The organism is Lysinibacillus sp. (genome assembly GCF_032093475.1).
In the GTDB taxonomy this organism is placed as follows: domain Bacteria; phylum Bacillota; class Bacilli; order Bacillales_A; family Planococcaceae; genus Lysinibacillus; species Lysinibacillus irui.
In genome coordinates, this window is the sequence record NZ_DAMDAY010000007.1 from 46,523 (window position 1) to 70,739 (window position 24,217).

General features: G+C 36.8%; 26 protein-coding genes. 5 read left to right on the forward strand and 21 right to left on the reverse strand.

From position 1 onward, the window contains the following. Nucleotides 1–162, reverse strand: a 162-nt coding sequence (locus tag RT445_RS03340; protein ID WP_313469703.1) for a response regulator, incomplete at its 3' end; no start/stop codon positions are given. Nucleotides 163–177: 15 nt separating this feature from the next. Further along, nucleotides 178–1,758: an ATP-binding protein gene (locus RT445_RS03345; RefSeq protein ID WP_431812197.1), complete on the reverse strand. Its 1,581-nt coding sequence runs from the start codon at nucleotides 1,756–1,758 to the stop codon at nucleotides 178–180. 112 nt (nucleotides 1,759–1,870) lie between these two features. Between RT445_RS03345 and RT445_RS03350 the strand changes: the two genes are divergently transcribed. The 3 genes from RT445_RS03350 to RT445_RS03360 all read left to right on the forward strand — a co-directional run bounded on the left by RT445_RS03350 (nucleotide 1,871) and on the right by RT445_RS03360 (nucleotide 5,175). Next, nucleotides 1,871–2,920, forward strand: a complete 1,050-nt coding sequence (locus RT445_RS03350; protein ID WP_274793777.1) for a TRAP transporter substrate-binding protein — start codon at nucleotides 1,871–1,873, stop codon at nucleotides 2,918–2,920. A gap of 263 nt (nucleotides 2,921–3,183) precedes the next feature. Beyond that, entirely contained in the window at nucleotides 3,184–4,443 is a 1,260-nt protein-coding gene (locus tag RT445_RS03355; RefSeq protein WP_274793778.1) for a dicarboxylate/amino acid:cation symporter, read from the forward strand. A gap of 195 nt (nucleotides 4,444–4,638) precedes the next feature. Then, the gene (locus tag RT445_RS03360) at nucleotides 4,639–5,175 is read left to right on the forward strand and encodes a tubby C-terminal domain-like protein (protein WP_274793779.1); all 537 of its coding nucleotides are present in this window, start codon (nucleotides 4,639–4,641) and stop codon (nucleotides 5,173–5,175) included. 76 nt (nucleotides 5,176–5,251) lie between these two features. Here the strand turns inward: RT445_RS03360 and RT445_RS03365 are convergent, their stop codons facing one another. After that, nucleotides 5,252–5,878, reverse strand: a complete 627-nt coding sequence (locus tag RT445_RS03365) for a hypothetical protein (RefSeq protein WP_274793780.1) — start codon at nucleotides 5,876–5,878, stop codon at nucleotides 5,252–5,254. A gap of 259 nt (nucleotides 5,879–6,137) precedes the next feature. Here RT445_RS03365 and RT445_RS03370 point away from each other — a divergent pair, with 259 nt between their 5' ends. After that, on the forward strand, nucleotides 6,138–6,317 hold the full coding sequence (locus RT445_RS03370; protein ID WP_274793781.1) for a hypothetical protein: 180 nt from the start codon (nucleotides 6,138–6,140) through the stop codon (nucleotides 6,315–6,317). 79 nt (nucleotides 6,318–6,396) lie between these two features. On the opposite strand, the gene RT445_RS03375 is transcribed toward RT445_RS03370, so the two are convergent. The 11 genes from RT445_RS03375 to ccpN all read right to left on the reverse strand — a co-directional run bounded on the left by RT445_RS03375 (nucleotide 6,397) and on the right by ccpN (nucleotide 15,998). Further along, nucleotides 6,397–6,936, reverse strand: coding sequence for an NADPH-dependent FMN reductase (locus tag RT445_RS03375; RefSeq protein ID WP_274793782.1), 540 nt, complete (start codon nucleotides 6,934–6,936; stop codon nucleotides 6,397–6,399). 201 nt (nucleotides 6,937–7,137) lie between these two features. Continuing rightward, nucleotides 7,138–7,386: a DUF2164 domain-containing protein gene (locus tag RT445_RS03380; protein ID WP_274793783.1), complete on the reverse strand. Its 249-nt coding sequence runs from the start codon at nucleotides 7,384–7,386 to the stop codon at nucleotides 7,138–7,140. Between the two features lie 120 nt (nucleotides 7,387–7,506). Beyond that, nucleotides 7,507–7,728, reverse strand: a complete 222-nt coding sequence (locus tag RT445_RS03385; protein ID WP_274793784.1) for a hypothetical protein — start codon at nucleotides 7,726–7,728, stop codon at nucleotides 7,507–7,509. 14 nt (nucleotides 7,729–7,742) lie between these two features. After that, nucleotides 7,743–8,864 carry a Nif3-like dinuclear metal center hexameric protein gene (locus tag RT445_RS03390; RefSeq protein WP_313469692.1) on the reverse strand — a complete coding sequence of 374 codons (1,122 nt, stop codon included), beginning with the start codon at nucleotides 8,862–8,864 and terminating at the stop codon, nucleotides 7,743–7,745. Nucleotide 8,865: 1 nt separating this feature from the next. Further along, nucleotides 8,866–9,558 carry a tRNA (adenine(22)-N(1))-methyltransferase gene (locus RT445_RS03395; protein ID WP_274793786.1) on the reverse strand — a complete coding sequence of 231 codons (693 nt, stop codon included), beginning with the start codon at nucleotides 9,556–9,558 and terminating at the stop codon, nucleotides 8,866–8,868. A 194-nt stretch (nucleotides 9,559–9,752) separates the two neighbouring features. Then, on the reverse strand, nucleotides 9,753–10,115 hold the full coding sequence (cccA, locus tag RT445_RS03400; protein ID WP_274793787.1) for a cytochrome c550: 363 nt from the start codon (nucleotides 10,113–10,115) through the stop codon (nucleotides 9,753–9,755). Between the two features lie 423 nt (nucleotides 10,116–10,538). Continuing rightward, nucleotides 10,539–11,105: a hypothetical protein gene (locus RT445_RS03405; RefSeq protein ID WP_274793788.1), complete on the reverse strand. Its 567-nt coding sequence runs from the start codon at nucleotides 11,103–11,105 to the stop codon at nucleotides 10,539–10,541. Between the two features lie 231 nt (nucleotides 11,106–11,336). Then, the gene (rpoD, locus tag RT445_RS03410) at nucleotides 11,337–12,464 is read right to left on the reverse strand and encodes an RNA polymerase sigma factor RpoD (RefSeq protein WP_004227165.1); all 1,128 of its coding nucleotides are present in this window, start codon (nucleotides 12,462–12,464) and stop codon (nucleotides 11,337–11,339) included. A 32-nt stretch (nucleotides 12,465–12,496) separates the two neighbouring features. Further along, on the reverse strand, nucleotides 12,497–14,329 hold the full coding sequence (dnaG, locus tag RT445_RS03415) for a DNA primase (RefSeq protein WP_274793789.1): 1,833 nt from the start codon (nucleotides 14,327–14,329) through the stop codon (nucleotides 12,497–12,499). A gap of 206 nt (nucleotides 14,330–14,535) precedes the next feature. Then, nucleotides 14,536–15,348: a pyruvate, water dikinase regulatory protein gene (locus RT445_RS03420; protein ID WP_274793790.1), complete on the reverse strand. Its 813-nt coding sequence runs from the start codon at nucleotides 15,346–15,348 to the stop codon at nucleotides 14,536–14,538. A gap of 17 nt (nucleotides 15,349–15,365) precedes the next feature. Further along, on the reverse strand, nucleotides 15,366–15,998 hold the full coding sequence (ccpN, locus tag RT445_RS03425; RefSeq protein WP_274793791.1) for a transcriptional regulator CcpN: 633 nt from the start codon (nucleotides 15,996–15,998) through the stop codon (nucleotides 15,366–15,368). Between the two features lie 427 nt (nucleotides 15,999–16,425). Here ccpN and RT445_RS03430 point away from each other — a divergent pair, with 427 nt between their 5' ends. Then, nucleotides 16,426–17,811, forward strand: a complete 1,386-nt coding sequence (locus RT445_RS03430; RefSeq protein WP_274793792.1) for a glycine--tRNA ligase — start codon at nucleotides 16,426–16,428, stop codon at nucleotides 17,809–17,811. Between the two features lie 49 nt (nucleotides 17,812–17,860). On the opposite strand, the gene RT445_RS03435 is transcribed toward RT445_RS03430, so the two are convergent. From RT445_RS03435 to RT445_RS03465, 7 genes are all read right to left on the reverse strand, one after another. Next, entirely contained in the window at nucleotides 17,861–19,579 is a 1,719-nt protein-coding gene (locus RT445_RS03435; RefSeq protein ID WP_274793793.1) for an HD-GYP domain-containing protein, read from the reverse strand. Nucleotides 19,580–20,456: 877 nt separating this feature from the next. After that, nucleotides 20,457–21,242, reverse strand: a complete 786-nt coding sequence (recO, locus tag RT445_RS03440) for a DNA repair protein RecO (protein WP_274793794.1) — start codon at nucleotides 21,240–21,242, stop codon at nucleotides 20,457–20,459. 87 nt (nucleotides 21,243–21,329) lie between these two features. Beyond that, complete coding sequence (gene era, locus RT445_RS03445; protein ID WP_274793795.1) at nucleotides 21,330–22,247, reverse strand: GTPase Era; 918 nt, start codon at nucleotides 22,245–22,247, stop codon at nucleotides 21,330–21,332. After that, a complete protein-coding gene (locus tag RT445_RS03450) occupies nucleotides 22,234–22,647 on the reverse strand; it encodes a cytidine deaminase (RefSeq protein ID WP_274793796.1) in 414 nt (137 codons plus the stop codon). The genes era and RT445_RS03450 overlap by 14 nt, the downstream gene beginning before the upstream one ends. Nucleotides 22,648–22,705: 58 nt before the next feature. Further along, nucleotides 22,706–23,056 (reverse strand): diacylglycerol kinase family protein, encoded by a 351-nt coding sequence (locus tag RT445_RS03455; protein WP_274793797.1) that lies wholly within the window; start codon nucleotides 23,054–23,056, stop codon nucleotides 22,706–22,708. Further along, complete coding sequence (ybeY, locus tag RT445_RS03460; protein ID WP_274793798.1) at nucleotides 23,057–23,530, reverse strand: rRNA maturation RNase YbeY; 474 nt, start codon at nucleotides 23,528–23,530, stop codon at nucleotides 23,057–23,059. A gap of 8 nt (nucleotides 23,531–23,538) precedes the next feature. Next, nucleotides 23,539–24,217 (reverse strand): HD family phosphohydrolase (locus tag RT445_RS03465; RefSeq protein ID WP_313469700.1); only part of this gene is annotated, 679 nt, incomplete at its 5' end.

Genomic DNA, 24,217 nt, shown 5'->3' on the forward strand with positions numbered 1-24,217 from the left:
AAAGATTAAATCAGGCTGATGGTGACGTATTTGCGTAATGCCTTCAAGACCGTTAGATGCTTGTCCAATCACTTGAAAATGTTCAACCTTTTCAATAAATTGACGATTAACCTCTCGTACCATCGGATCATCCTCAATTAATAATACTTTGATCTGCAACACTGTCCGTCCTCCCTGTTATGCATAATAAAAGGTTATTAAAAAACTCGTTCCTTTGTTAGGTTCACTGATGACTTCGATATCACCCTGTCCTTTTTCAATGATTTCCTTTATTAAAAATAACCCTATTCCTCGGTCTTTTTGCTCTTTTGTAGAATAACCATTATCAAATATGTGCTGCTTGATTTCCTCCGTCATGCCTATACCATTATCGGTTACTAAAATAGCTAAGACATCATCGTCTTCATCCACTGAAACATGAATCACTTTCTCTTCAACTTGTGCATCCTTTAAAGCATCAAAAGCATTTTCTATTAAATTACCAAATAGAATAACAAAATCATGATGATCCAAGTTAGGTGGGAATGACGTTAAGCGACTTTCACGATCAACTTCCAGACGAATTCCTTGTTCCTTTGCATAGGAAATTTTACTAAGCAAAAGCCCTGAAATATTTTCATTTTTTATACGTTCATTTAAAAAGTTGGTGATTTCATCGTGTTCTTCTTTTACTTGCGTTAAGTATGACAAAGCCTGTTCATGATGTCCAAGCTGTAAAAGACCAGCTATAGTATGCAGTTTATTTTTATGCTCATGTGTTTGCACACGAAGTGCTTGTACAAATGCCCTGACACCTGTTAATTCTTCAGCAAGCTTTTTCACTTCCGTACGATCTTTAAACATTGCCACTGCCCCGACGGTTTTTCCGTTGACTTGAATCGGAATACGATTACTCATAATACTATGATTATTAATATAGAGTTCACGGTTAAATAATGGTTGATCTAGCTCCAAAATTTCAGGAAGTCGAGTATCAGGAAGGACATGAAAAATTTTCTGACCAATTAGTGCAGATGGTTTTTCATGTACACCTAATATGTCACATGCTTTTTCATTAAAAATCGTTATCGTCAAATCATTGTCGATGGCAATGATTCCTTCATGCATGGCATTAAACGTTTCTGTCCGTTCTACATACATTTTGGCAATTTCATGAGGCTCTAATCCAAACATTTGTTTTTTCATATGAAGCCCTAATGTACGCGCACCCCACGCACTAAAGATTAATGATAAGATGACAGTAATGATAAGCTCTGTTTGCATTGATTGCAGCAATTCTACAACGGTAAGAACACTGTAACCAACTATCGTAACACCAATTTGTTGTCCCTTATTATTCATAATCGGTACAAATGCTCGAACCATATCACCATGTCCCCCATGAGCGATTGACGTATAATAATGCTCTGAAAAAGCAGCGTTTAAATCACCAGATTGGGATATTCGTCCAAGCTCCTCGCTATTTGGATGAGAGTATTTGCGTCTTTGCATATCTAAAACAACAATATACTTCGCCCCATTTATATCACGGATTTCTTCAACTATTGGGTTAATATGTTGTATCGCCTCATTAAAATTTTTATCGGTTATATAGGTTTTTATTTCGGGAAGCTGTGAGACGGTTTTTGCCACAAGTAATGCTTGATCACTAAGTTGGGTCTTTTGTTCATTCATCACAAACCCCAACAAAAAAGTGCCACCAATACTAAAGGAAAGCATCAGAATAAAAAAAGTCAGCGACATAATTTTTCTCTGCATAGATAACTTTTGAAATATCAAAATGATTGCCTCCCTCCTACTATATTTTAGCTTACTCCATATGTTAGAATAACAAAAACATCAGAAAATACGAATTAATTGGGTGTATTCAATGAAAAAATTTATTATTGGAACGATTGTAACCGTCTTTGTTTTAATCGTAGCAATCAGTGTTCAGCAAGGATTACTCTTTGCTAAACCGCTTCCCTATGATGATGAGCAAAAGGGCTTAGACTCACAAATTACTATTCATTTAAGTCATGTGGTAGCCGAAAATACCCCAAAAGGACAGGCAGCCAATAAATTTGCTGAGTTAGTAGAAGAGAAAACAAACGGGAAAGTCAAAGTCCATGTGTACTCAAATTCCTCTTTATTTAATGATGAAAATGAGTTTCAGGCCTTACAAAAGGGTGACGTGGAAATGATTATCCCCACTTTTTCGAAGATGACCGCATATGTGCCTAATTGGCAGGTGCTTGATTTACCGTATCTGTTTAATACAGATGAGGAAGTACAGGAAGTCCTGACAGGTTCTATTGGGGAACAATTAGTAAACGAGCTAGAACCGTTTCATATTAAGGGATTGGGCTTTTGGTACAATGGCTTTAAGCATTTAACGTCTGTCGACCAACCCATTCATACATTTGAAGATTTACAGGGCTTACGTATACGAACAATGCCAAGTAAAATTTTAGAAAAACAATTCGAAGTAATGAAAGCAACACCAATTCCCCTTTCTTTTAGTGAGGTTTTTACAGATTTAGAAAAAAACGCAATTGATGCACAAGAAAATACAGCCTCTAATATTTACTCTAAAGGGTTTTACAAAGTACAAAAGCATATGACGATCACTCAGCATGGAATTTTAGGCTATGCTGTCTTAATGAACGAAACATTTTGGAACTCTCTACCTGTAAAAATCCAACATCAATTGATTTCTGCAATGAAAGAGACAACAGAATGGCAATTTGATCAGGCAATACTTATGAATGAAAAAGATATGGAAAAGCTCAAACAGCAAGCTGATTTTACTGTTTATACGATGAGCCCTTCAGAAAGACAGCGTTTTAAAGAGCAGCTAGCCCCTGTCTACGATTTTTATAAAACTCATATACAAAATGATCATGTTTTATCCAAGATAGAAAAGATTGTTACTCCCTAATACTTTTGGTCATTAATGATTAATCCTTACAAATAGTAAGGATTTTTTCTTTTGTATTATAATAGATTACCTATTTCCAAAACTACTATAAAACAGCTACAAACCCTTGCTATTCTTGCCTTTATCTCCCCGTCACTCAAAAATGAACAAAATGAACAATAGAAACTTTACGGTCATAAAAACTATTGTCGGAAAATTTCAGCTATGATAACCACATGAAAGCGTTCACACAATAGCCATAGTTGTTATAGGGGGAAAACTATATGCGTATAAATTTTAAAAACTTAACGGTGCAAGTATTGATTGCCATTGTGCTAGGTATCCTAGTCGGAGCAATATTCCCAGAATTCGGTGCGAAGCTAAAAATACTTGCAGATATCTTTATCAAATTAATCAAAATGTTAATTGCACCTATTATCTTCCTAACTGTTGTAATAGGTATTGGTAGTATGGGTGATGTAAAAAAGGTTGGAAAAATTGGGGGAAAAGCTTTAATTTATTTTGAAATTGTTTCAACCTTCGCTCTTGCAATCGGCCTAATCGTCGTAAATATCGTTCAGCCAGGTAAAGGTTTTAATACAGAGGCTGCCAATGGGGCTGATGTCTCTCAATATACAGAGGCTGCCGCAGCAGAGCATGGCTTAGGGGCTTTTATTATGCAAATTATTCCTGAGAATGTCGTTGGGGCATTAGCGAATGGTGAATTATTACCTGTTTTATTCTCTGCCGTTTTATTTGGACTAGCTGCTGCAGCTATTGGGGAGCCTGCTAAGCCTGTTATTAAATTTTTTGAGCAAGTAGCAGATATCTTCTTTAAAATCGTTAACATGGTCATGAAAATTTCTCCTATTGGTGCATTCGGTGCCATGAGCTATACAATCGGTAACTTTGGTATTAAATCACTCGGAAACTTAGGATTTTTAATGCTATCTGTTTATATTACGATGTTTATTTTTATCGTTGTGATTATTGGCTTGATTACACATTACTTTGGCTTTAGTATTTTTAAATTTATTAAATACATTAAAGAGGAAATTTTTATCGTTATTGGGACTTCTTCATCAGAATCGGCCTTACCTTCTATGATGCGTAAACTGGAAAATTACGGTTGTTCTAAGCAAGTAGTCGGACTTGTTGTACCAACAGGCTATTCATTTAACTTAGATGGAACTTCCATTTACTTATCAATGGCTGCCATCTTTATTGCACAAGCGTACGGTGTGGATTTAGATATTTGGCATCAGATTACGTTATTAGCCATCTTAATGCTCACTTCTAAAGGAGCAGCGGGTGTAACAGGCTCTGGCTTTATTACACTAGCCGCAACATTGGCAGCATTTCCGATGATCCCAGTAGAAGGGATTGCCCTATTGATCGGAGTAGATCGTTTTATGTCAGAGGCACGTGCTGTCACAAACCTAATTGGTAATGGCGTAGCTACGGTAGTTGTTTCAAAAATGGAAAAAGAATTTGATACAGAGCAAGAAAAGCGTGCTCTTTCTGGGCACACTCAAATGCCATAAATTTAAACAGGCTGCTGAAAGCGAAATAAAAATTCGCTATTTCAGCAGCCTGTTCATTTTTAGATGATTCAACTTTTCACGAGGTAAGCTGATAAAAGATAAAGTAATTTTATCTGTTCGGCTTCTAAAAGATAGCTCTTTTCATGAAACCTCCTCAACTGCTTACTCGTATAGATAATGACTGGAGGTTTCTTTATGGCAATATTTACACTTACGTATCCTAAAGCTTTGAAAAGCTTTACCCATATTCCAATCGTGAATGAACAAAATGAAACAATATGTGTGCTTCAAAAAGTAGAGCGTTCCTCTGCCGGCAAAGTACTGAATGCTGTTTTGCTAGTAGCAGCACAGCAAACATTGCCTTATCGTTATGAAACGCGATCTACATTAGGTGCACCCCTTTTTCAAGTACAATCTACCCTATTAACAAAAGGAGTCAGCCATCAAATTGTGATGCCTGATGGTAGTTTGATACCGATTCAACGGAAAACAGTCCAATTATTGGAATCCTCTTATTCATTTACAATGGACGATTTAGACTTTCGGTTTGAAAAGGATTTTACTTCTACCGCTTATCTATATTGCAATAATGAAAAGATTGCTAGTGCTAGTCCTATTGAAACGGAGTTAGTACGAACAGGTATACAGTTTAAGCTTTTCCAGGCAGATGATATGCACTTTGTTGCACTCCTTGCAACTCTTTATCAAGCACTTTTTGCCATTACTACATAGTTTGCAGATGTAAATATGACAAAGGTATCGACGAATAGACTCTCGATGCCTTTGTCATAGATCCTCTTTTACATGATTAATTTATTTTTTGACGTTGCGCATTTAATATATTAATGACATAAGAATTATTTTGTGAAGCATTCGCTTGTACAATTTTTTTAATGGCTTCTTCTATCCCTATTGCTAACTGAATTCCTTCATGACTGGCGCCTTTTATCGTAGTTTGAATCGTAATAGTCGTTCGATTTTCAATGACTAAGTATTCGTATACATCAAAGTCTTCTAAACCTGCGATTAGCTCTTCCATCAACAGGTTGATATCATCCCCTATTTTCTTGTTGTCATCGCGCAACGAGGTAAACTCCCATCTTTCAAAAACGATGGGATAGTTTTTTAAAGGAGACGATTTAATTGCATTTTTGGCAATAGACTCCATATCTTTTTTGACCGTCTGCAAATAATCTTCTGTGCCGACTACTTGGATTACCAATTCCTTCTCTTCAGTCGTTTTAACATCAATCCCGACATACTTTTCAAGTAGCTTCTCCTTTAATCGAGAAAGGCTTAACTCTTCATTCGTAATAGGTGGTTGCTCCCCTTTATTTGCTACTGACTTATCATCTACTACTAATTTATCAAACAGGATTAGTATAGCTATTATCACCACTAACAACCCTATAACAAGCCCAAACCTTCTAACCATTGAATCCCTCCTGATAGGAAGGTATGACCCTTACTACTTCAATATTCACTTTTTTATAGGGATTCAGCAGATGCAGTGCGAGGTGTTGTAAAGAGAAATGTCTCCCTCAACGACTAGCTAGTCATTGTATTGCTTACTTTTCCTGATATATTCCGGGACGCGAAATAAATTCGCTTAATTTTGTCCATTTTATGTCAAGCTTTTCAAAAAGGAGTACACTAAAAAGGTAGTAATTCTAATATTTTGGAGGGTGTTTTATATGGACACAAAAGCAGCGGATATTAAAAATATACTGACATTAAATCTACTCGTACAAATTTTAGAGGAACGTGGCATTATGACAGATAAAGAATTAAAAGAACGCCTTACCAATACAGTTAAACTATCTTCTATGGAAAATGATTTAAAAGAAAAAGTTATTGAAGAAATTAAGCATTAATGTGTGTTATCACATCAAAAAACGACCGCTTCCATAATGATACCATCTTTGAAAGGGGTCGTTTTTTTCATAATAATACTTAAGATCGAATTGTTTTTAAAGCTGTTGACCAAGGAATGAGCTGATCTAACATTTGGTGAACAGAATCTGCTTGCACCTCTTTTGGTTTAAAGACAGAGCCATTTTCAAAATCAGTAAATAATGATAATGCCGGATGAACTCGAACATCTGCCACTAGTAGTTCTCCAAGAATGCCTCGTAAATGTTCAGCAGCACGTGCACCTCCAACAGAACCATAGGAGACAATACCAGCAGCTTTATTATTCCATTCTACTCGTAAATAATCTAATGCATTTTTTAATGCACCCGTAATGGAATGATTGTATTCCGCAACGATAAAGACAAAGCCGTCACATGCTGCTACTTTTTCTGACCATGCAGCTACACCTGAAGTATCTCCACCTGGTTCTCCTAAAAATGGTAATTTAAAATCTGCAATATCAATGATTTCATACTCTGCATCACGGCGTTTTTCGGCAACTTCCTTCACCCATGTGCCAACCTGTGGGCTTACACGCCCCTCTCGCGTACTTCCTAAAATAATACCAATTTTCAACATATAAATTCTCCCCACTTCATCCTTTATTGTGACTATTCTCGCTTCCTGTACGCGATTGCCACTCATAACCATTTTGGTCAAGAAAATAGTCCATTAATCATCACTACTCTAGGAATTGCAAGTATTATCTTCAATTCAAGATTAAATTAACATAATTCTTTATTTTCTGTCAATTATTTATATTAGAGGGGTAGAGAGCATTTATTTCAATTTTATCGGTTGCTCCAATGCATCGAGTTCCTCCTCAATTGCAGCATATTGTCTTTCTACAACATATTTAGCATCAGATAGAGCTGCATTATAAATATGGGGAGCAATCTGCTCCTTAATAAAATCTAACACACGCTCTGCTTCAAATTCACTAATGTCCTCATCACGCTGATTATAGAAAAATCGTTGAATATCAGCAAGTATCATTTCTTGCTGGTCTTTTGATAAACGGATAAACACGACAACTTCCCCATTTCTTTTAATAAATTATAAATTTATACCAATCTTATCATTATCAATAGATTGTTTGCATAAAAAAGGCTGAAACACTAGTACTACTAGAGCTCAGCCGCAATATTATTATTGACACTCAAAGGAATAACTAGTGGATAAAAAGTTTTTTTCCTTTGAAACTATCGCTTGTCCACCATCATCCTCACATTGTTGGGTCATAGCATCTATTTTCTTATCATTGATGGTATTCGTCATGACCGTCATACCAATGCCAAAAACAACGATGAATACACCTATTATAATCCATAACTTACCGGCTTTATTGCCTGCTGGTCTTTCACTAGCCACAATGTTCCCCTCACTTATACAAATAAAAATGGTTCAGTATGAATGGTTGATTGTACAAATTCAACTTGATATTTTTTATCTTCGCATAGTGTAGCCATTTTTTGGGCAACACCTGCAATCATCACTTTTTCTACATGATGACCAGGATCGACAATTTGTAAGCCAATAGCCTGTGCGTCTTGTGCCGTATGGAAGTACATATCACCTGTTAAAAAGACATCTGCACCTGCACGCTTCGCCGCATAAATATACTTATTACCGTCTCCCCCTACAAGCGCCACTTTGCTGATCTTTGACTGTAAATTACCTACGACACGAACTGCTGGGACTTTTAGTTGCTGCTTTACGAACTCAGCAAATTGCTGTAGCGTCATTTCCTGTGATAAGTAACCTACACGCCCTAACCCCATAACATTTGTTTGTTGCTCGAGACGTATAACATCATAGGCAGGCTCCTCATAAGGATGACTTGTGAGCATTGCCTTTAACACTCTGTTTTTAATGGATTCAGGAAATACGACCTCCACTTTTACTTCTTCCTCTACATGTAACTCTCCAACAGAGCCAACAAACGGTGTTGCCCCTGCTAATGCACGAAATCGCCCTTCACCAGTCGTCGTATAGCTGCATTCTTCATAGTCCCCAATACGACCTGCACCAGCCTTTTCAAGCGCCTCACGTAAGGCTTCTGCATTGGCAGTTGGTATAAAGACGGCTAGCTTCAACAGATTTTCAGCATACGTTTCTTCTAATATAGAACGATTTTCTAGCTTTAGGGCATCTGCAAGTAAATCATTGACCCCACCTTCAGCCACATCTAAATTTGTGTGTGCCGCATATACAGCAATATCATGTTTAATAAGCTTTTCATATAAGCGCCCTGCCGGATTATCTGTGCGGATATTCGCTAAACGTCTAAAAATTGGAGGATGATGAGCGATGATCAGCTCACAACCTTTTTCAATTGCCTCGTCCGCCACCTCTTCATTGACATCTAACGTGACTAATACTTTATGAACAGGCTTGTTGAGCGTCCCAATGGCTAAACCAATTGGATCATTTTCCATGCAAGCTAGTTTCTTGGGCGACCATGATTCAAATACTTGAATGATTTCTTGACCATTTACCGCTTTCATCTTACAAAACTCCTTCCACTAAACGTATTAAAGCCATTAGCTCTGCACGTTTTTCTTCAATTTCAGGTGTCTGTTCTGCTCCTTTAATAGATTGAAGGACACGTTGCCAGTTGTCTTTTTCACGTTGCCATTTTTTTATAAATGCTGGTGATTTGCGTTGGCTTAGTTTAGGGCCAACTAAAATCTCTGCTGTTGATAGCTCCATTTGCCCTCTTTGTAATACAAGGATTTCATAGATTTTATCATCTTCTTCTAAAATCTCTTCATCAAGGATCGCCCATTCATGTGCTAGAGCCCACTCCCGAATGACCTTGGCATGTATATTGGGTTGTAAGATAAGACGTGTGACACCTTGAAGCTTTTCGGGATGCTTCTCTAGAATGGAGACAATTAAAGGTCCTCCCATTCCAGCTATTGTCACCGTATCTACATGGTCTGCCTCTTCAATCGCTGCTAATCCATCAGCAAGACGTACTGTAATTTTTTCTACTAAGTTTTCCTTCTGAACTTGTCCTACAGCTGATTCATAAGGTCCTTTGACAACTTCCCCTGCTATGGCACGAGAGGCTGTTCCTTGGTGAATCAAATAACATGGTAGATAAGCATGATCACTACCAATATCCGCCATGACAGCTCCTGTTGGAACAAATTTTGCTACTGTTTCTAATCGCTTTGAAAGTTTTTGTGCGTTCATTTTATACCGCCTATCTTCAATAGAGTCATTAATAGTATGGATGATGTCGTGAAAAAAAACAAATGGAGTTGTCCATATTTCTATGTGGACAACCCCATTTTATTATGTACCTAAAAGTCCCAAGACGACCTCGGTGCATTCTTTTAAAGATAAAAGTAGCTGTACTTTAGCAGTACAGCTACTTGTCAGTCATACTATTCTAAAGTAGAAATGTATTCAGCGATTGCTTTTGCTTCCTCTTCAGTTTTCATGTTAGGTTGCATAGGAGTACCTTCGATACCCTTTGTTAAAACTTCTACGATATGTGCTTCATCTAAGCCATGTAGATTTGGACCCATACTACCAGTTAAATCACCACCGTGACAACCGATACAAGATTGTACTAGTGCTGAACCATCAGCATTCGCGTCTGTAGTTTCTGTAGTAGTTTCGCCACCACCCTCATGTTCAGCAGCAATTTCTTTCTTGTTATCTGCACCTTGTAAAGACATGAAGAAAATAAGACCAATACCAAATGCCAGAATTAAGATGTAAGGAACGACTGGATTGTTTTTCATAAGTTTCCCCTCCTCATTTTAAGTCTACTTCTATTATAATATAGAATCAGTCAACATCTAATATTGTACTTCATTAACAAAGAAACGAAAAGCCCTATTCGCTAAGTTTTCCTTTGTTTGTAACAAATTCGACATTTCTGTATCTATTGGATAAAATATGTCTTGCAAACACCAAAATTTGGTCAAATTGATCCCCCTATCCAACTCTTTTTCCTTATACTCTTGCTGTTATCATACCCTTTGCAGACATTCATATACCAAAAAATAAAAAAATCTGTATGCTATGTTTCAGCATACAGACTTTATTAATCCAAAAGATGAGAACTTTATTTACATGTTGATCAAATTGTAGATTCATTGTTGTAGAATAACATTTTTTAATGGTAAAGCTTATTTCGATGGAAATATTGTATGCGTACTGAGTTAAGATAAATTTATGATATAATACCCAATCAGTGCTAGTAATCCTAAAGCACCTGAGACTGTGAAATATAACAGTTTCATTTTAATACCCGACCAAAGCCATATTAGACAATTCGCTGCAATCAAGCAAAATAAAACCATATTATTTCCACTAAAATATGTAGTGCAAATGCGGATAGACATACTAAACAGCAGAATTGCCGCTAATACATGAAAAATAGGGGCTAGTAGTTGTTTTTTTCGTGCCATTTGCCATGCAACAATGAATAATATGCACGCGCCTATCCCCACAAGAACAGTTAAGATCAAAGTCAAAGATTTTATTGTAAAATAGATAGCCAATACAGCCATAATGGCGATACATAGACCTACAACTAACAGGATCATTTTTCTTTTTTCTGATGGTAAGATCGCTTGTTTAGGATGTTGCACTGGTTCTATTTCCTCTATATCTGCTCCTTCCGTATAAAGAGCTGCTAGAAAGTCGCAATAGTGCTCTGGCAAAAGTTTATTTTGCTTCCAAAACAAAATTTCATTCAGAATTATTTTTTTTCGAGGATTTGTCATAGTGTTAGCTCCAAACATTGCTTAATAATGGTTGTATTACAATTTTATCTCACACTATTTAAAAATACATCTGTACAAAGTAGCAAATCCATCATTCCCTTCATTCTAATTATCTATTATTGGAGATAACTAGATAGGTGAATAGAGGGGCACTTTTCATTTTCACTGTATAAAAAAGAGCTATCCAACTAGGTATTTTCACACTAATGGGATAGCTCCATCTATTTAAATTTACTCTAAGAAGTCTTTTAAACGTTTACTACGAGATGGGTGGCGTAATTTTCTTAATGCCTTTGCTTCAATTTGGCGAATACGCTCACGTGTTACGCCAAAGACTTTCCCTACCTCTTCTAAAGTTCGTGTGCGACCATCATCTAAACCAAAACGTAGACGAAGTACATTTTCTTCACGATCTGTTAAAGTATCTAATACATCTTCTAACTGCTCTTTTAACAATTCATAGGCTGCATGATCAGATGGAGATTGTGCTTCGGAGTCCTCAATAAAGTCTCCTAAATGTGAATCATCTTCTTCTCCAATTGGTGTTTCAAGAGATACTGGTTCTTGTGCAATTTTTAAAATTTCACGTACTTTTTCAGGTGTTAAATCCATTTCTTCACCAATTTCTTCTGGAGAAGGTTCACGGCCTAGATCCTGTAAAAGTTGACGTTGTACACGTATTAATTTATTAATGGTTTCGACCATATGAACAGGAATACGGATTGTACGAGCTTGGTCAGCGATTGCACGTGTAATAGCCTGACGAATCCACCATGTAGCATAAGTAGAGAATTTAAAGCCTTTACGGTAATCGAATTTTTCTACCGCTTTAATAAGACCCATATTTCCTTCTTGAATTAAATCAAGGAATAGCATGCCACGACCAACATAACGCTTCGCAATCGATACAACAAGACGTAAGTTAGCTTCTGCAAGACGTTTACGTGCTTCCTCGTCCCCTTGCTCAATACGCTCTGCAAGAGCAATTTCTTGTTCAGCTGACAGTAAATCTACTCGGCCGATTTCCTTTAAATACATACGTACAGGGTCATTAATTTTAACACCTGGTGGTACACTCAAATCATTTAAGTCGAAAGTTTCTTCATTCGCTTCTTCTTTCATGAGACTTTCTTCTTCAAATTCTTCTTTACCAATGATTTGAATATCTTTATGCTTTTCAAGATCCTCAGCAAAATGGAAAATTTCTTCGTTTTCCAATTCATAAGGCGTTAGTTTCTCTGAAATTTCTTTCATAGAAATTTCACCTTCTGTTTTTGCTTTTTCTTGTAGGAATTTTTTTGCATCATCTAATGTAATTTCTACTTCTATCTCTTTTGAACGTTCTGACTTGTCCGCCATAAACCTTCCTCCTTCTAAACAACCGAATCGGGTTAAATCGCCGATAACGATTTTCTTAAATGAATAATCTGTTGGGCGATTTCAAGTGCACGTGCATACTCATGCATCTTCTCCGCTTCCTTTGACTCATGCATCTTTTGATAAATTTCTTGCTCAATTCTATATTTTTGAAGCTGACGGATGGAGTCCATAACCTCTGCCTCTGCTTGATCAGGATCTCGCTCGACTAAAGCTGCTTCCATAACAATCTTCCGTAATTCAGCGTCATCTAAGATTTCCACAAAGCGTTGATAATCTGGATGACCATATTCCTCATAAAATCCTACTAAGCGAACAAAAACTGCCATATAAGCATCTCGTACAAATGGCTCTTTCTGGTCACTTCGTAATACCCTGTCTACTACATCTATATTATGAAGCATATGAGCCAGTAATAAACGTTCGGCACGTTCGGCTGCGTCCATAGGCTTTTGTTGCTGTGTGACTGGCATTGAAGGCATCTGTGTAGGTATTTCTGCTTTTGTAGAACGTACCTGATTAGCCTCCAGCTTTCGGAATTGGGCATAAATAGCTTCTTCCGAGATATTTGTTTCATTTGATAGCTGCCGTATATACAAATCTCGTTCCACTGGTGATGATCTACCTACCAGCTGTTCTAGGACTTCTTGAATATATTGAAGCGTATCATTTTCAAATTGAAAGTTCTTATTGCGTCTAGCATGCATCATCATAAAAGCAATATACGCATGAGGGTTTTCCAAAATTTGTTCCTTAAATGCTTGTCCACCTAAAGTGCGAATATATTCATCAGGATCTAATTTTTCTGGTAACACAGCAATATTAACTTTCATCCGCTCCGTATGCAGTAATTGCGCCGCTCGTTTTGCTGCATCAAATCCAGCATTATCACCATCATAGCAAATCGTAATCTGCTCTACTAAGCGCTTTAGCTTTGTGATATGCTGATTTGTTAGCGAGGTACCCATAGTCGCAACGGCATTCATTACACCTACAGAGTTAGCTGCTAGTACATCCATAAAACCTTCCATCAATACTACTTGACGATTTTTTCTGATAGAAGTTCGTGCTTTATCTAGGTTATATAGCACTTCACTTTTTTGAAATATTGGTGATTCTGGACTATTTAAATATTTCGCTTCCTCACCAGTTGATGAAATTATTCGACCAGAGAAGGCAATGATTTTACCATTTTCATCACGAATAGGAAACATGATTCGTCCTCTAAAACGATCAAAATAACGTTCTTCTCCCTCTCGCTTAATGATTAAGCCACTTTCCGCAATTTCTTGTAAGTTATAACCTTTTCTTTCAAGCAATATTGTTAATGCATCAAAGCTTGGGAGAGACCAACCAATGTTATTAGATTCGATAAGTTCCCTTGTAAATCCTCTTTCTAGTAAATAATTTAAAGGTTCTTCGCCATCCTCTGTATTTAATAGTAGATGGTGAAAAAAATCTGCCGCAAAAGCGTGTGCTTCCTTCATCCTTTCTTCTGCTTTAGATACTTTTTTCGTTCCCCCTGGAAAACTTGGCTCAACATCTAATTGTATGCCAACACGTTCTCCAAGTTTCACAACTGCATCAGGAAAAGAAATACCTTCCATATCCATTACAAAAGTAATAGCATTTCCCCCTGCACCACAACCAAAGCAATGAAAAATTTGCTTATCAGTTGATACAGAAAAAGATGGTGTTTGCTCTCCATGAAATGGACAGAGGCCAAACCAATTTCGCCCACGCTTGGTCAGCTGCATGTATTCACTAATTACATCAACGATATCCGATTGTGTACGAATCTGTTCAATTACTTCTTCTGGAATTTTCCCTGCCAAATCCATCACCATCTTTTATATTTGCGTTATAGAAACACAATTCGCTATTCGTTTTAAAATTCCTTTATTTCTCGACAAAAAATTAGGATTTTTCTCTTATAAATATTTTTACCACAATTTTATTATTATAAAACAAAAATTAGTTTTTATCTATACCATTTTCAAAATCCACTCAAAAAAACCGCCTCTACTAACCGAGGTGGTTTCAAATTACTTTCTTATTTACAGGTCAAAATATGTTCTATGATTGTATTTGCTGTCTCTTCTACCGCTTTGTTCGTCACATCTATAACTTTACAGCCTATTTTATCGACAATTTTTTCAAAATGTTGGATTTCTTCTAAAATTCGTTCATGCTGTGCGTATATGGCATCATCATTCAATCCAAGTGACATTAATCGTTCTTTTCTTATAGAGTTTAACTTTTCAGGTGAAATGATTAAGCCAAAGCATTTTTTTGGATCTAGCTGTAAAAGCTCTTCAGGTGGTTCTACCTCTGGAACTAAAGGAACATTTGCCACCTTATATTTTTTATGGGCTAAATATTGTGAAAGTGGCGTTTTGGACGTTCTTGATACACCCACAAGGACAATATCCGCCTGTAGTAACCCACGTGGATCTCTACCATCATCATATTTTACCGCAAATTCAATCGCTTCTATTTTTTTAAAATAATCATCATCAAGCATATGAACAATACCTGGTGTTTCTAAAGGATTCTCTTCCATAAAGGTCGCCATGGATTGTAAAGCTGGTCCTAAAATATCCACGGCATGAATTTTTTCTTGTTCACATAGATCATGTAATAATTTACGCATTTCTTGACGAACTAGTGTATAGACGATAAATGCTCGCTGTTGTGCTGCAAGAAAAACAATTTTACGAATAAGCTCCTCGGATTGAATATGTGGAAATCGACGAATAACAGTATTTTCAAGACCCGGTCGGAACTGGCTAATAACTGCTTTTGCAACTTGATCACCAGTTTCACCGACTGAATCAGATACAACAAATACGCGTAGTCTTTTCATGCAGTCTCCTTCTAACTTTAGACATTTTGTGCAAGAGATAAGAAAGCTCGTGTAATCGTTGTTTTTGTAAGACGACCTACTATGGTCAAACCACCCTCTTGGGGTTCAACCACTGGTAGCGAATCAACTTCTCGTTCAATAAGTTTGTTCGCCGCGACAACTAAAGAATCGGATCTTTCACAGTACGAAATATTTGGCATACGTGTCATAATAATATGTACTGGAATTTTATTTAAATCCTGCGTGCCAATACTAGTACGCAGTAAATCTTTGCGAGATAGTACGCCTGTCAAAAACTCATTCTTATCTACGACAAAGAGTGTACCAACATCTTCAGAAAACATAAAGCAAATTGCATCATAAACCGTCATAGTTTCTGGTACTACTACAGGACCCGAATGGAAATCCTTCACTTTTAAATTATGAATACTATCCATTAGGTTGACAGATGCCTTTTTACCTGAATAAAAATAACCAACTCTTGGTCTTGCATCTAAAAATCCTGCCATTGTTAGAATGGCTAAATCTGGTCTTAAAGTTGCTCTTGTCAGATTGAGACGTTCGGCAATATGTTCACCAGTAATAGGGCCGTTTTCTTTTACAATTTGTAATATGTCTTCCTGACGTTTATTGAGTTCGATTGGACTCACCGCCTCAAATCTAATAGTGTTATACTTATGCTCAATTATTATATACTATTTTAATAATTATTGCGAATTAAAGAACTACATGCTACAATATTGACACATACGCTTGCTCTATTTGTATTTTCGAGCAAAATTGCGTTATACAGGCGATGATGGGAAAAAAGTATCTGTTCCATTCAATAGCGAGTAGAAGATGGTGAAAGTCTACATAGCAACAGAGAAAAGGCACTCCCTGAGCTAACTTTTTAAAAAGAGGTTTTAAACATTTGTTTAAAACAATCAGGGTGGAACCGCGGGTATTAGCACTCGTCCCTGGGCATACATTGTGCCCGGAGACGGGTGCTATTTTCATTTAGTCCAACTAAATGAACAAACTTTAGCGATTTACCGCTAAAAGAATAATCTGTAAAACTAAGAAGGAGGCTATTTTATGGCTAACAAATCAATGGAAACCATCGTATCATTAGCAAAACACCGAGGTTTTGTCTTCCCAGGCTCAGAAATCTACGGTGGTCTAGCAAACACTTGGGATTATGGTCCACTAGGTGTTGAATTAAAAAACAATATTAAAAAAGCATGGTGGCAAAAATTCGTTCAAGAATCAGAATACAATGTAGGTATTGACGCGGCTATCTTAATGAATCCAAAAGCTTGGGTTGCTTCTGGTCACGTGGGTAATTTCAATGACCCAATGATTGACTGTAAATCTTGTAAAGCTCGCCATCGTGCAGATAAAATTATTGAAGATGCTGCGCTAGCAAAAGGTGATGAAATCATTGTCGATGGTATGACATTCGATCAAATGAAAGAAACAATGATTAAATATGACGTTGTATGTCCTGATTGCGGAAAAGCTGATTTCACAGATATTCGCCAATTCAACCTTATGTTTAAAACTTTCCAAGGTGTAACGGAATCGTCTACTAATGAAATTTACTTACGTCCTGAAACGGCACAAGGTATATTCGTAAACTTCAAAAACGTTCAACGCTCTATGCGTAAACGTACACCTTTTGGTATTGCACAAATCGGTAAGTCTTTCCGTAATGAAATCACACCAGGTAACTTCACATTCCGTACTCGTGAATTCGAACAAATGGAGCTAGAATTCTTCTGCAAACCAGGTGAAGACCTTGAATGGCATGCATATTGGAAAGAATTCTGTAAAAATTGGTTACTAAACTTAGGCATGAAGGAAGATTCTATGCGTCTTCGTGATCACGAGGATGATGAGCTATCTCACTACTCAAATGCGACAACAGATATCGAATTCAAATTCCCATTTGGTTGGGGAGAGCTTTGGGGCGTTGCTGATCGTACAGATTACGATTTAAAACAACATATGGAACATTCTGGTGAAGATTTCACTTATATCGATCCAGTTTCAAATGAACGCTATGTTCCTTATTGTATTGAACCATCTTTAGGAGCAGATCGTGTAACATTAGCATTCCTATGTGATGCTTATGATGAAGAGGAGCTAGAAGGCGACGATAAACGTACAGTGTTACGCTTCCATCCTGCTTTAGCACCATTCAAAGCTGCTGTTCTACCACTTTCTAAAAAATTATCTGATGAAGCGGCTAATGTTTGGGCTGAGCTTCGTAAAGCGTTCCCTGTTGATTTCGATGAATCACAATCTATTGGTAAACGTTACCGCCGACAAGATGAAATTGGTACACCATTCTGTATCACTTACGATTTTGACTCAAAAGAGGATGGCCAAGTAACAGTTCGACACCGCGACTCTATGTCACAAGTTCGTATGCCAATTGCAGAAGTAAAAGCATATATTGAAAAACATCTTCAATTCTAATGTTTAAATTACCAAAAGAGGGAGTAGCCGATAAGGCACTCCCTCTTTCTTATACTTGGGATGTTGAAAATAAGCGCTCTTGCATCTTTTCCTCAAAAGAAAACTTTTTCATACTCATCCCAATTAAACTAACAAGTACCTCTTCAATATCATCTAATGAGTAATATAGAAACGTTCCTTCTCGCATAGGACGTACTCGCTTATCAACAGTTCGCTCATCTTCAATAAAATAAGCGACATTCACATCGCAATGTCCCATTAATTGTGTAATTCGCTGATCATCACCAGGATTGATGAAAAATGGTACAATTTTATCAATATACAAAATACTTTGTACAAGCTTAATGAAAAAATTTTCTCGTAATGATGTTTCTACTACTAAAATGGCCGTTTTCTCATGCTGATAATCCATGTATAAAACATTTAATTGCTCTTCTAATAGTTTTTTTAAGATGCTTATAGCGTTTTTGTATTTCGTCATATCTGTTTGAATTTCTCTTGTTAACACACGTAAAATACGAAAGGCTGGTAAGAAAATTTTCAAAACAATTTCTTTAGGATGTAAATGGTCAATTAATTTATTAAAATGAATTCTCAGATTATTTTCATCACAGCGAATCAATTGCTCCACAAATAAGTTAAAAATCTCTTCAAAGCTATTGGAACGATAGTCAATCATCTTCGCAATTTTCACACTATAATTCAAAGGCAGGTTCATCAATTTCTGTTCATCTAGCAATCTCACCTTCGGTAATGTAGGAAATAAATCATACACTAACTCAACTTGTGCACTGCGATTATCTGACAACATTACAACCGAGTTGACTGGGTAAATTCCTAAACATTCTACAAACTTATGCATAAAATTCTCATTATATAAATGGCGATCTCTATATAAAACAGCTAAAGCATCTGTAGCACCGTAGCCCATATGATAGACTCTCTTTGATGTCATGGCTGAATAAACATCAATAATTTGTAATAATTGCACACCTTCACTCATATTATCTGCACAAAGTTGATTCGGATAGCCCTTCCCGGCAAAGCGTTCGTGGTGATCTCGCGCTAAATAGGCGATGTCCTCTTCATTTTGTTCTACTAGTAGCTCATAACCCCTTGTTGTGTGTGTTTTAACGATTTCAAATTCATCTTCTGAGAGCTTTCTCTTTAAATTTAGTATTTCTTGAGGGATAAACACCTTCCCAATATCATGGAACAAATAACCCCTTGCTAACGTTTCGATATCCATTAAACCTAGGTATCTAGCAAAGATGGTACCTAATACAAATACATCAAATGAATGGACAAAGGAATATTCATCCCATTCCTTTAAACGTATAAGCAGTTCATAACGATGTTTTTTTTCTAAAATTTTTTCGAAAATCTCTCGTACATAGGCTGTATCCTGCATACTTTTAAGTATTTGCCCATAGCGCAATTCATGTACGACATTCTCCAGGGTGGTCATAAAAAGCTGACTCACTTTTTCCTTATAATCATCAACTGGCTCGCTTTTTTCAATTAATGGGGCAAAGAGATCTTCATATTCTCTTGTTCGTTGCGCACTTAAATCATGGACAACTCGAACTGAATCAGATGGTAAATAGACAGACAATTCATCTACTTTACGAAGTTTAAGTAAGGCAATAATTCGTTCCGTTAAAACTAGATCCTTTTTAGCTAGTAAGCGATACTCTGAAAAAATATCTTCTGCTAAGATATCATTTGCTTCAACTTCATGAATACTTAAGGTTACTTTTCGTAGCATATTTTCTGCCACATACGCATGTACTAAGCACTATGTGACTCCCTCCTTCTTCCGTAAGACTGCGTTATTCTGATAAACGTATAAGCATACGTTTTTGCTGATAGAGGCTTTTCATAGGCAAATCTAAATTTATCTAACGTACATTTACGGGGATGAAACGACTAATTATACTCATAAAAATATAAATACGATTATCTACATCATTTACAATATCATAGGTTAAAATACCTTTTCAACTAGTATATGGGACTCCTATGAATAGTTTCTACTATTTATATATTGAAAACTAAATGAAAATACAAATCTATTTAACTATAAAATAATTAATCATTATAATTTCAATGTTATTAATGAATTCAATAGACATATAAATGATGATTTTAAAACAAGTATTTATTAAATAAGAATAAATTTTTACGTTAATTTTATTTTGTAAAATTTTAAATTTTATCCATCCACTTTCCTTATTAAAGGAAAGGTTTCATACGTAAAGTTTCCATTTTTTCACCTTTATAGAAGGAGATAAGTACTAAAGCTTTTTAATACATGTGAAAAACGTTAATGGAAAGCTAAAAGCAACGCTAGAAGAAGTAAAAGAAGAGGATTGTACAGAAATCTACCCATTAAGTGAACGGATAGCAAATTACCATTCGTACCAACACAGGTAACGGATGAATTAACACTAGCCGCTTCTGAGCTCCTTTCGCCCTTGTTTATGTAGTTATCGATTTTTGCAGACACTGCCATTCTCTATTTAACGGGGAAAAAACGGGGAAAGAGCTAAGCTGATCTTTATATTGAAAGTATTGCTGGTAAACGGGCTATTTTATTCGTATTAGACGATGAAATTTAAAGAATGCAAAATGCCAGAAGAACATTATTGATCTTCTGGCATTTCCTCTTTAGACCGTATTTGCAATTCAGGTGTTCTCTCTAGCTGCTCAATAAATTTTCTCGTCTTAAAGCGAATACCCGTTTGCTCTTCATAAATCGTTGTAATAATTTTTTTGATAAAATATTTTGTTTCCTTTTTCAAATCTATTTTTCCAATTTGATCAATTGGAACTGTATAAAACATACGTATTAGCTTAAGCTGGGTTGGGGTTAAGCGGATGATGTAGGGATCATGCTGATAACAGCGATGACATAAAAAACCTCCTTGTGCAAAGGAAAAAGCAAACTCTCCATCTACAGCTCCACATGAGGCACAAGCATGTAATATGGGTTGCACACCTGTATAGGGCAGCATTTTCCATTCTACAAAAAGGGTAATGGCTTCAGGATCATAGCCTTCCTCTATTGCTTGTAAAGCATGGAGTAAAACATCAAATGCAAAGGGCTCCGGCTTTCCTTCTTCTACCACACGCTCCACTAATTCCATTATGTAGCTAGCATAAGCTGTAGCCATTATATCCTCACGAATATGGCGCATAGAATTCAAATGCTCCCCTTGTTGCAATGTACCCATGCCTGTATGGTGTTGTACCATAAACATACCATACGTAAAGGGTTGTGTGACAGATGCTAATCGACTAGAAGGCTTTTTAGCTCCTCGTGCCATAGTGGCAACCTTCCCTGCCTCACGCGTCAATAAGGTCACAATTTTATTGGATTCACCATAAGCACGCACCTTTAAAACAATTCCTTCCCATTTATGAAGCATAGTCCCCCTCCTTTCTAAAAGCTGTCCATGAAAATAGAGCTCTCCAAAATTTTTTGGACAGCTCAACGTAAAAACTATAAAAGCATCTTAATATTCATCATCACGGAAACCGAAATCACGTAAATGCGTTGATTTATTGCGCCAATCTTTTTGTACCTTTACCCATAGCTCTAAATAAACTTTAGAACCTAGCAGCATTTCGATATCCTTACGCGCCCGTGTCCCTACTTCTTTCAATAAGGCACCACGTTTACCAATGACAATGCCTTTTTGAGAATCGCGCTCCACAATGATTGTGGCTGCAACATGAATTTTATCTTCATTTTCTTCATCTCGACGAATTTTATCTATGACAACAGCTATAGAATGCGGAATTTCTTCACGTGTTAAATGTAACACTTTTTCACGAATAAGCTCTGAAATAATAAATCGCTCTGGATGATCTGTTACTTGATCCGCTGGGTAGTATTGTGGCCCTTCTGGTAAATATTTCGATAGTGTTGCTAATAAATTTTCTACGTTATTGCCTTGTAGAGCCGAAATCGGTACAATCTCTGCAAAGTTATAGCGTTCTTTATAACTGTCAATAATCCCTATTAGCTCATCAGGATGAATGGCATCGATTTTATTGATAACTAGGAAGACAGGGGTTGGGTTCCCAGCTAACATTTCTAGAATAAATTCATCGCCTTTACCAAGTTTCTGCTCCGCATTGACCATGAACATAATAACGTCCACTTCACGTAACGTGTTTTTAGAAACCTTGAGCATGAAATCGCCTAGTTTATGTTTTGGTTTGTGGATACCCGGTGTATCAATAAAAATCATCTGGCTATCATTTGTTGTTAGTACGCCTTGTACTTTATTTCGTGTTGTTTGCGGCTTATCACTCATGATCGCAATTTTTTGGCCAATGACACGATTTAAAAATGTCGATTTTCCAACGTTCGGGCGACCAATAATAGAGATAAAGCCTGACTTGTAGCCATTATTAGTTTCCTGCATTCTCTAAATCCTCCGTCGTAAAGGCAAACGGTAGTAATTCGCCCACTGACGTTACCGTAACATCACCTTTTAAATTCGTTAAATAGACAGGCATAGTTGGAGCACAAAACTCCATCATGACCTGACGACATGCTCCACATGGTGCACATGGCCCGTCCGTATCAGCTACAATCGCAATGGCTTCAAATTCGTAAATGCCCTCAGATATTGCCTTAAAAAACGCTGTACGCTCCGCACAATTCGTCATACTATAGCCTGCATTTTCAATATTACAGCCGTGAATAACCTCTCCCTCTTTTGTTAGAAGAGCAGCCCCTACTTTAAATTTTGAGTACGGAACATAAGCTTTTTCACGTGCTTTTTTTGATTCTTCTAGTAATGCTTGCATATCCATTGTCATCTATACTAATTCTCCCTCACATTTATGGTTTATTTACATTAGAAGACACTCATTTCCATTAAAACCATTTTGGTAGAAAGATGAGTAATCCGATTATAGCACTGAATAGCGCAAATACAAGCACTGCACCTGCTGCAATGTCTTTTGCTTGCTTAGCAAGTGGGTGTATCTCTGGGGAAGCTAAATCGACTACCCGTTCGATGGCTGTATTGATCATTTCTAGTGCAAACATTAGTGCTATTAATAGTAGCACAATATACCATTCGATACGAGATAAACCCGTTAAATAACCAGCCAACATAACAATAATTGCACTTACTACATGCGATTTAAAATTCTGTTCTTTACTCGCTGTTAGGATGCCTTCTATTGCATAGCCAAAAGATCGCAAGTATTTGCGCCAATCCATTTAGTCTCGTCCTAAACCGAAAGTCTTTAATATGTCATCTTGCTTTGCAAACATTACTTTTTCATCTTCTGGCTCCATATGGTCATAACCAAGTAAATGTAAAAAACCATGCACTGCTAAAAAGCCTAATTCTCGCTCAAAGGAATGATTGTATTCCTCAGCTTGCTCTTTTGCACGATCGGTTGAAATAATGATATCCCCTAATATTCGTGGCATACCTTCAAACGTTACTTCTATTTCCCCTTCACCCAGCTCCTCTAGTGCAAAGGAAATAACATCTGTTGGCTGATCCTTGCCACGGTATTCACGATTAATATCTTGAATCGCCTGGTTCGTAACAAACGTCACAGAAACCTCTGTTTCTGGCTCAATGTTTTCAATACTCGCAGCATGCTGCAATAGCTTTTCAACAAGCTCCGTATGCTGTACTGATACTTCATTTGTTTCATCTGTAAAATCAATTGTTAAAATCATAGATCCTCCTACTTGTCTGCCTTTGGATATTCAATACGTGAGTGGAAAATCCCATTCAACGTTTCACAAAGAACTCTCTCTATACATTTTAACTCTTTTATTGAAATATCGCATTCATCAAACTGATTATCCTGTACTCGATCATCAATAATTGCTCGTACTAGCTTATGAATTTTTTCAGCATTAGGTTCTTTCATTGAACGAACCGCTGCCTCTACACTATCCGCCACACTAATAATGGCCGCTTCCTTCGTTTGAGGTTTTGGCCCAGGATATCTGAACGTAGCTTCATCAATGGATTTCCCCTGCTCTTTTGCTTTAAATAAGAAAAATTTTAACAAACTTGTTCCATGATGCTGTAAGGCGATATCAATTATTTCTTGAGGCATTTTATAGCGTTTTAACATGTCAGCTCCGTCAGTCGTATGGGCTATAATAATTTCCGCACTTGTTTCAGGTGGTAATGAATCGTGTGGGTTAATACCAGACATCTGGTTTTCAATGAAAAAAGCTGGACGCTTTGTTTTACCAATATCATGATAGTAGCATCCAACACGTGCTAATAATCCATCAGCACCAATTTCTTCACACGCTGCCTCCGCTAAGTTCGCAACCATTACACTATGATGATATGTGCCTGGTGCTTCCATTAGTAATTTTTTTAATAATGGATGATTCGGGTTGGAT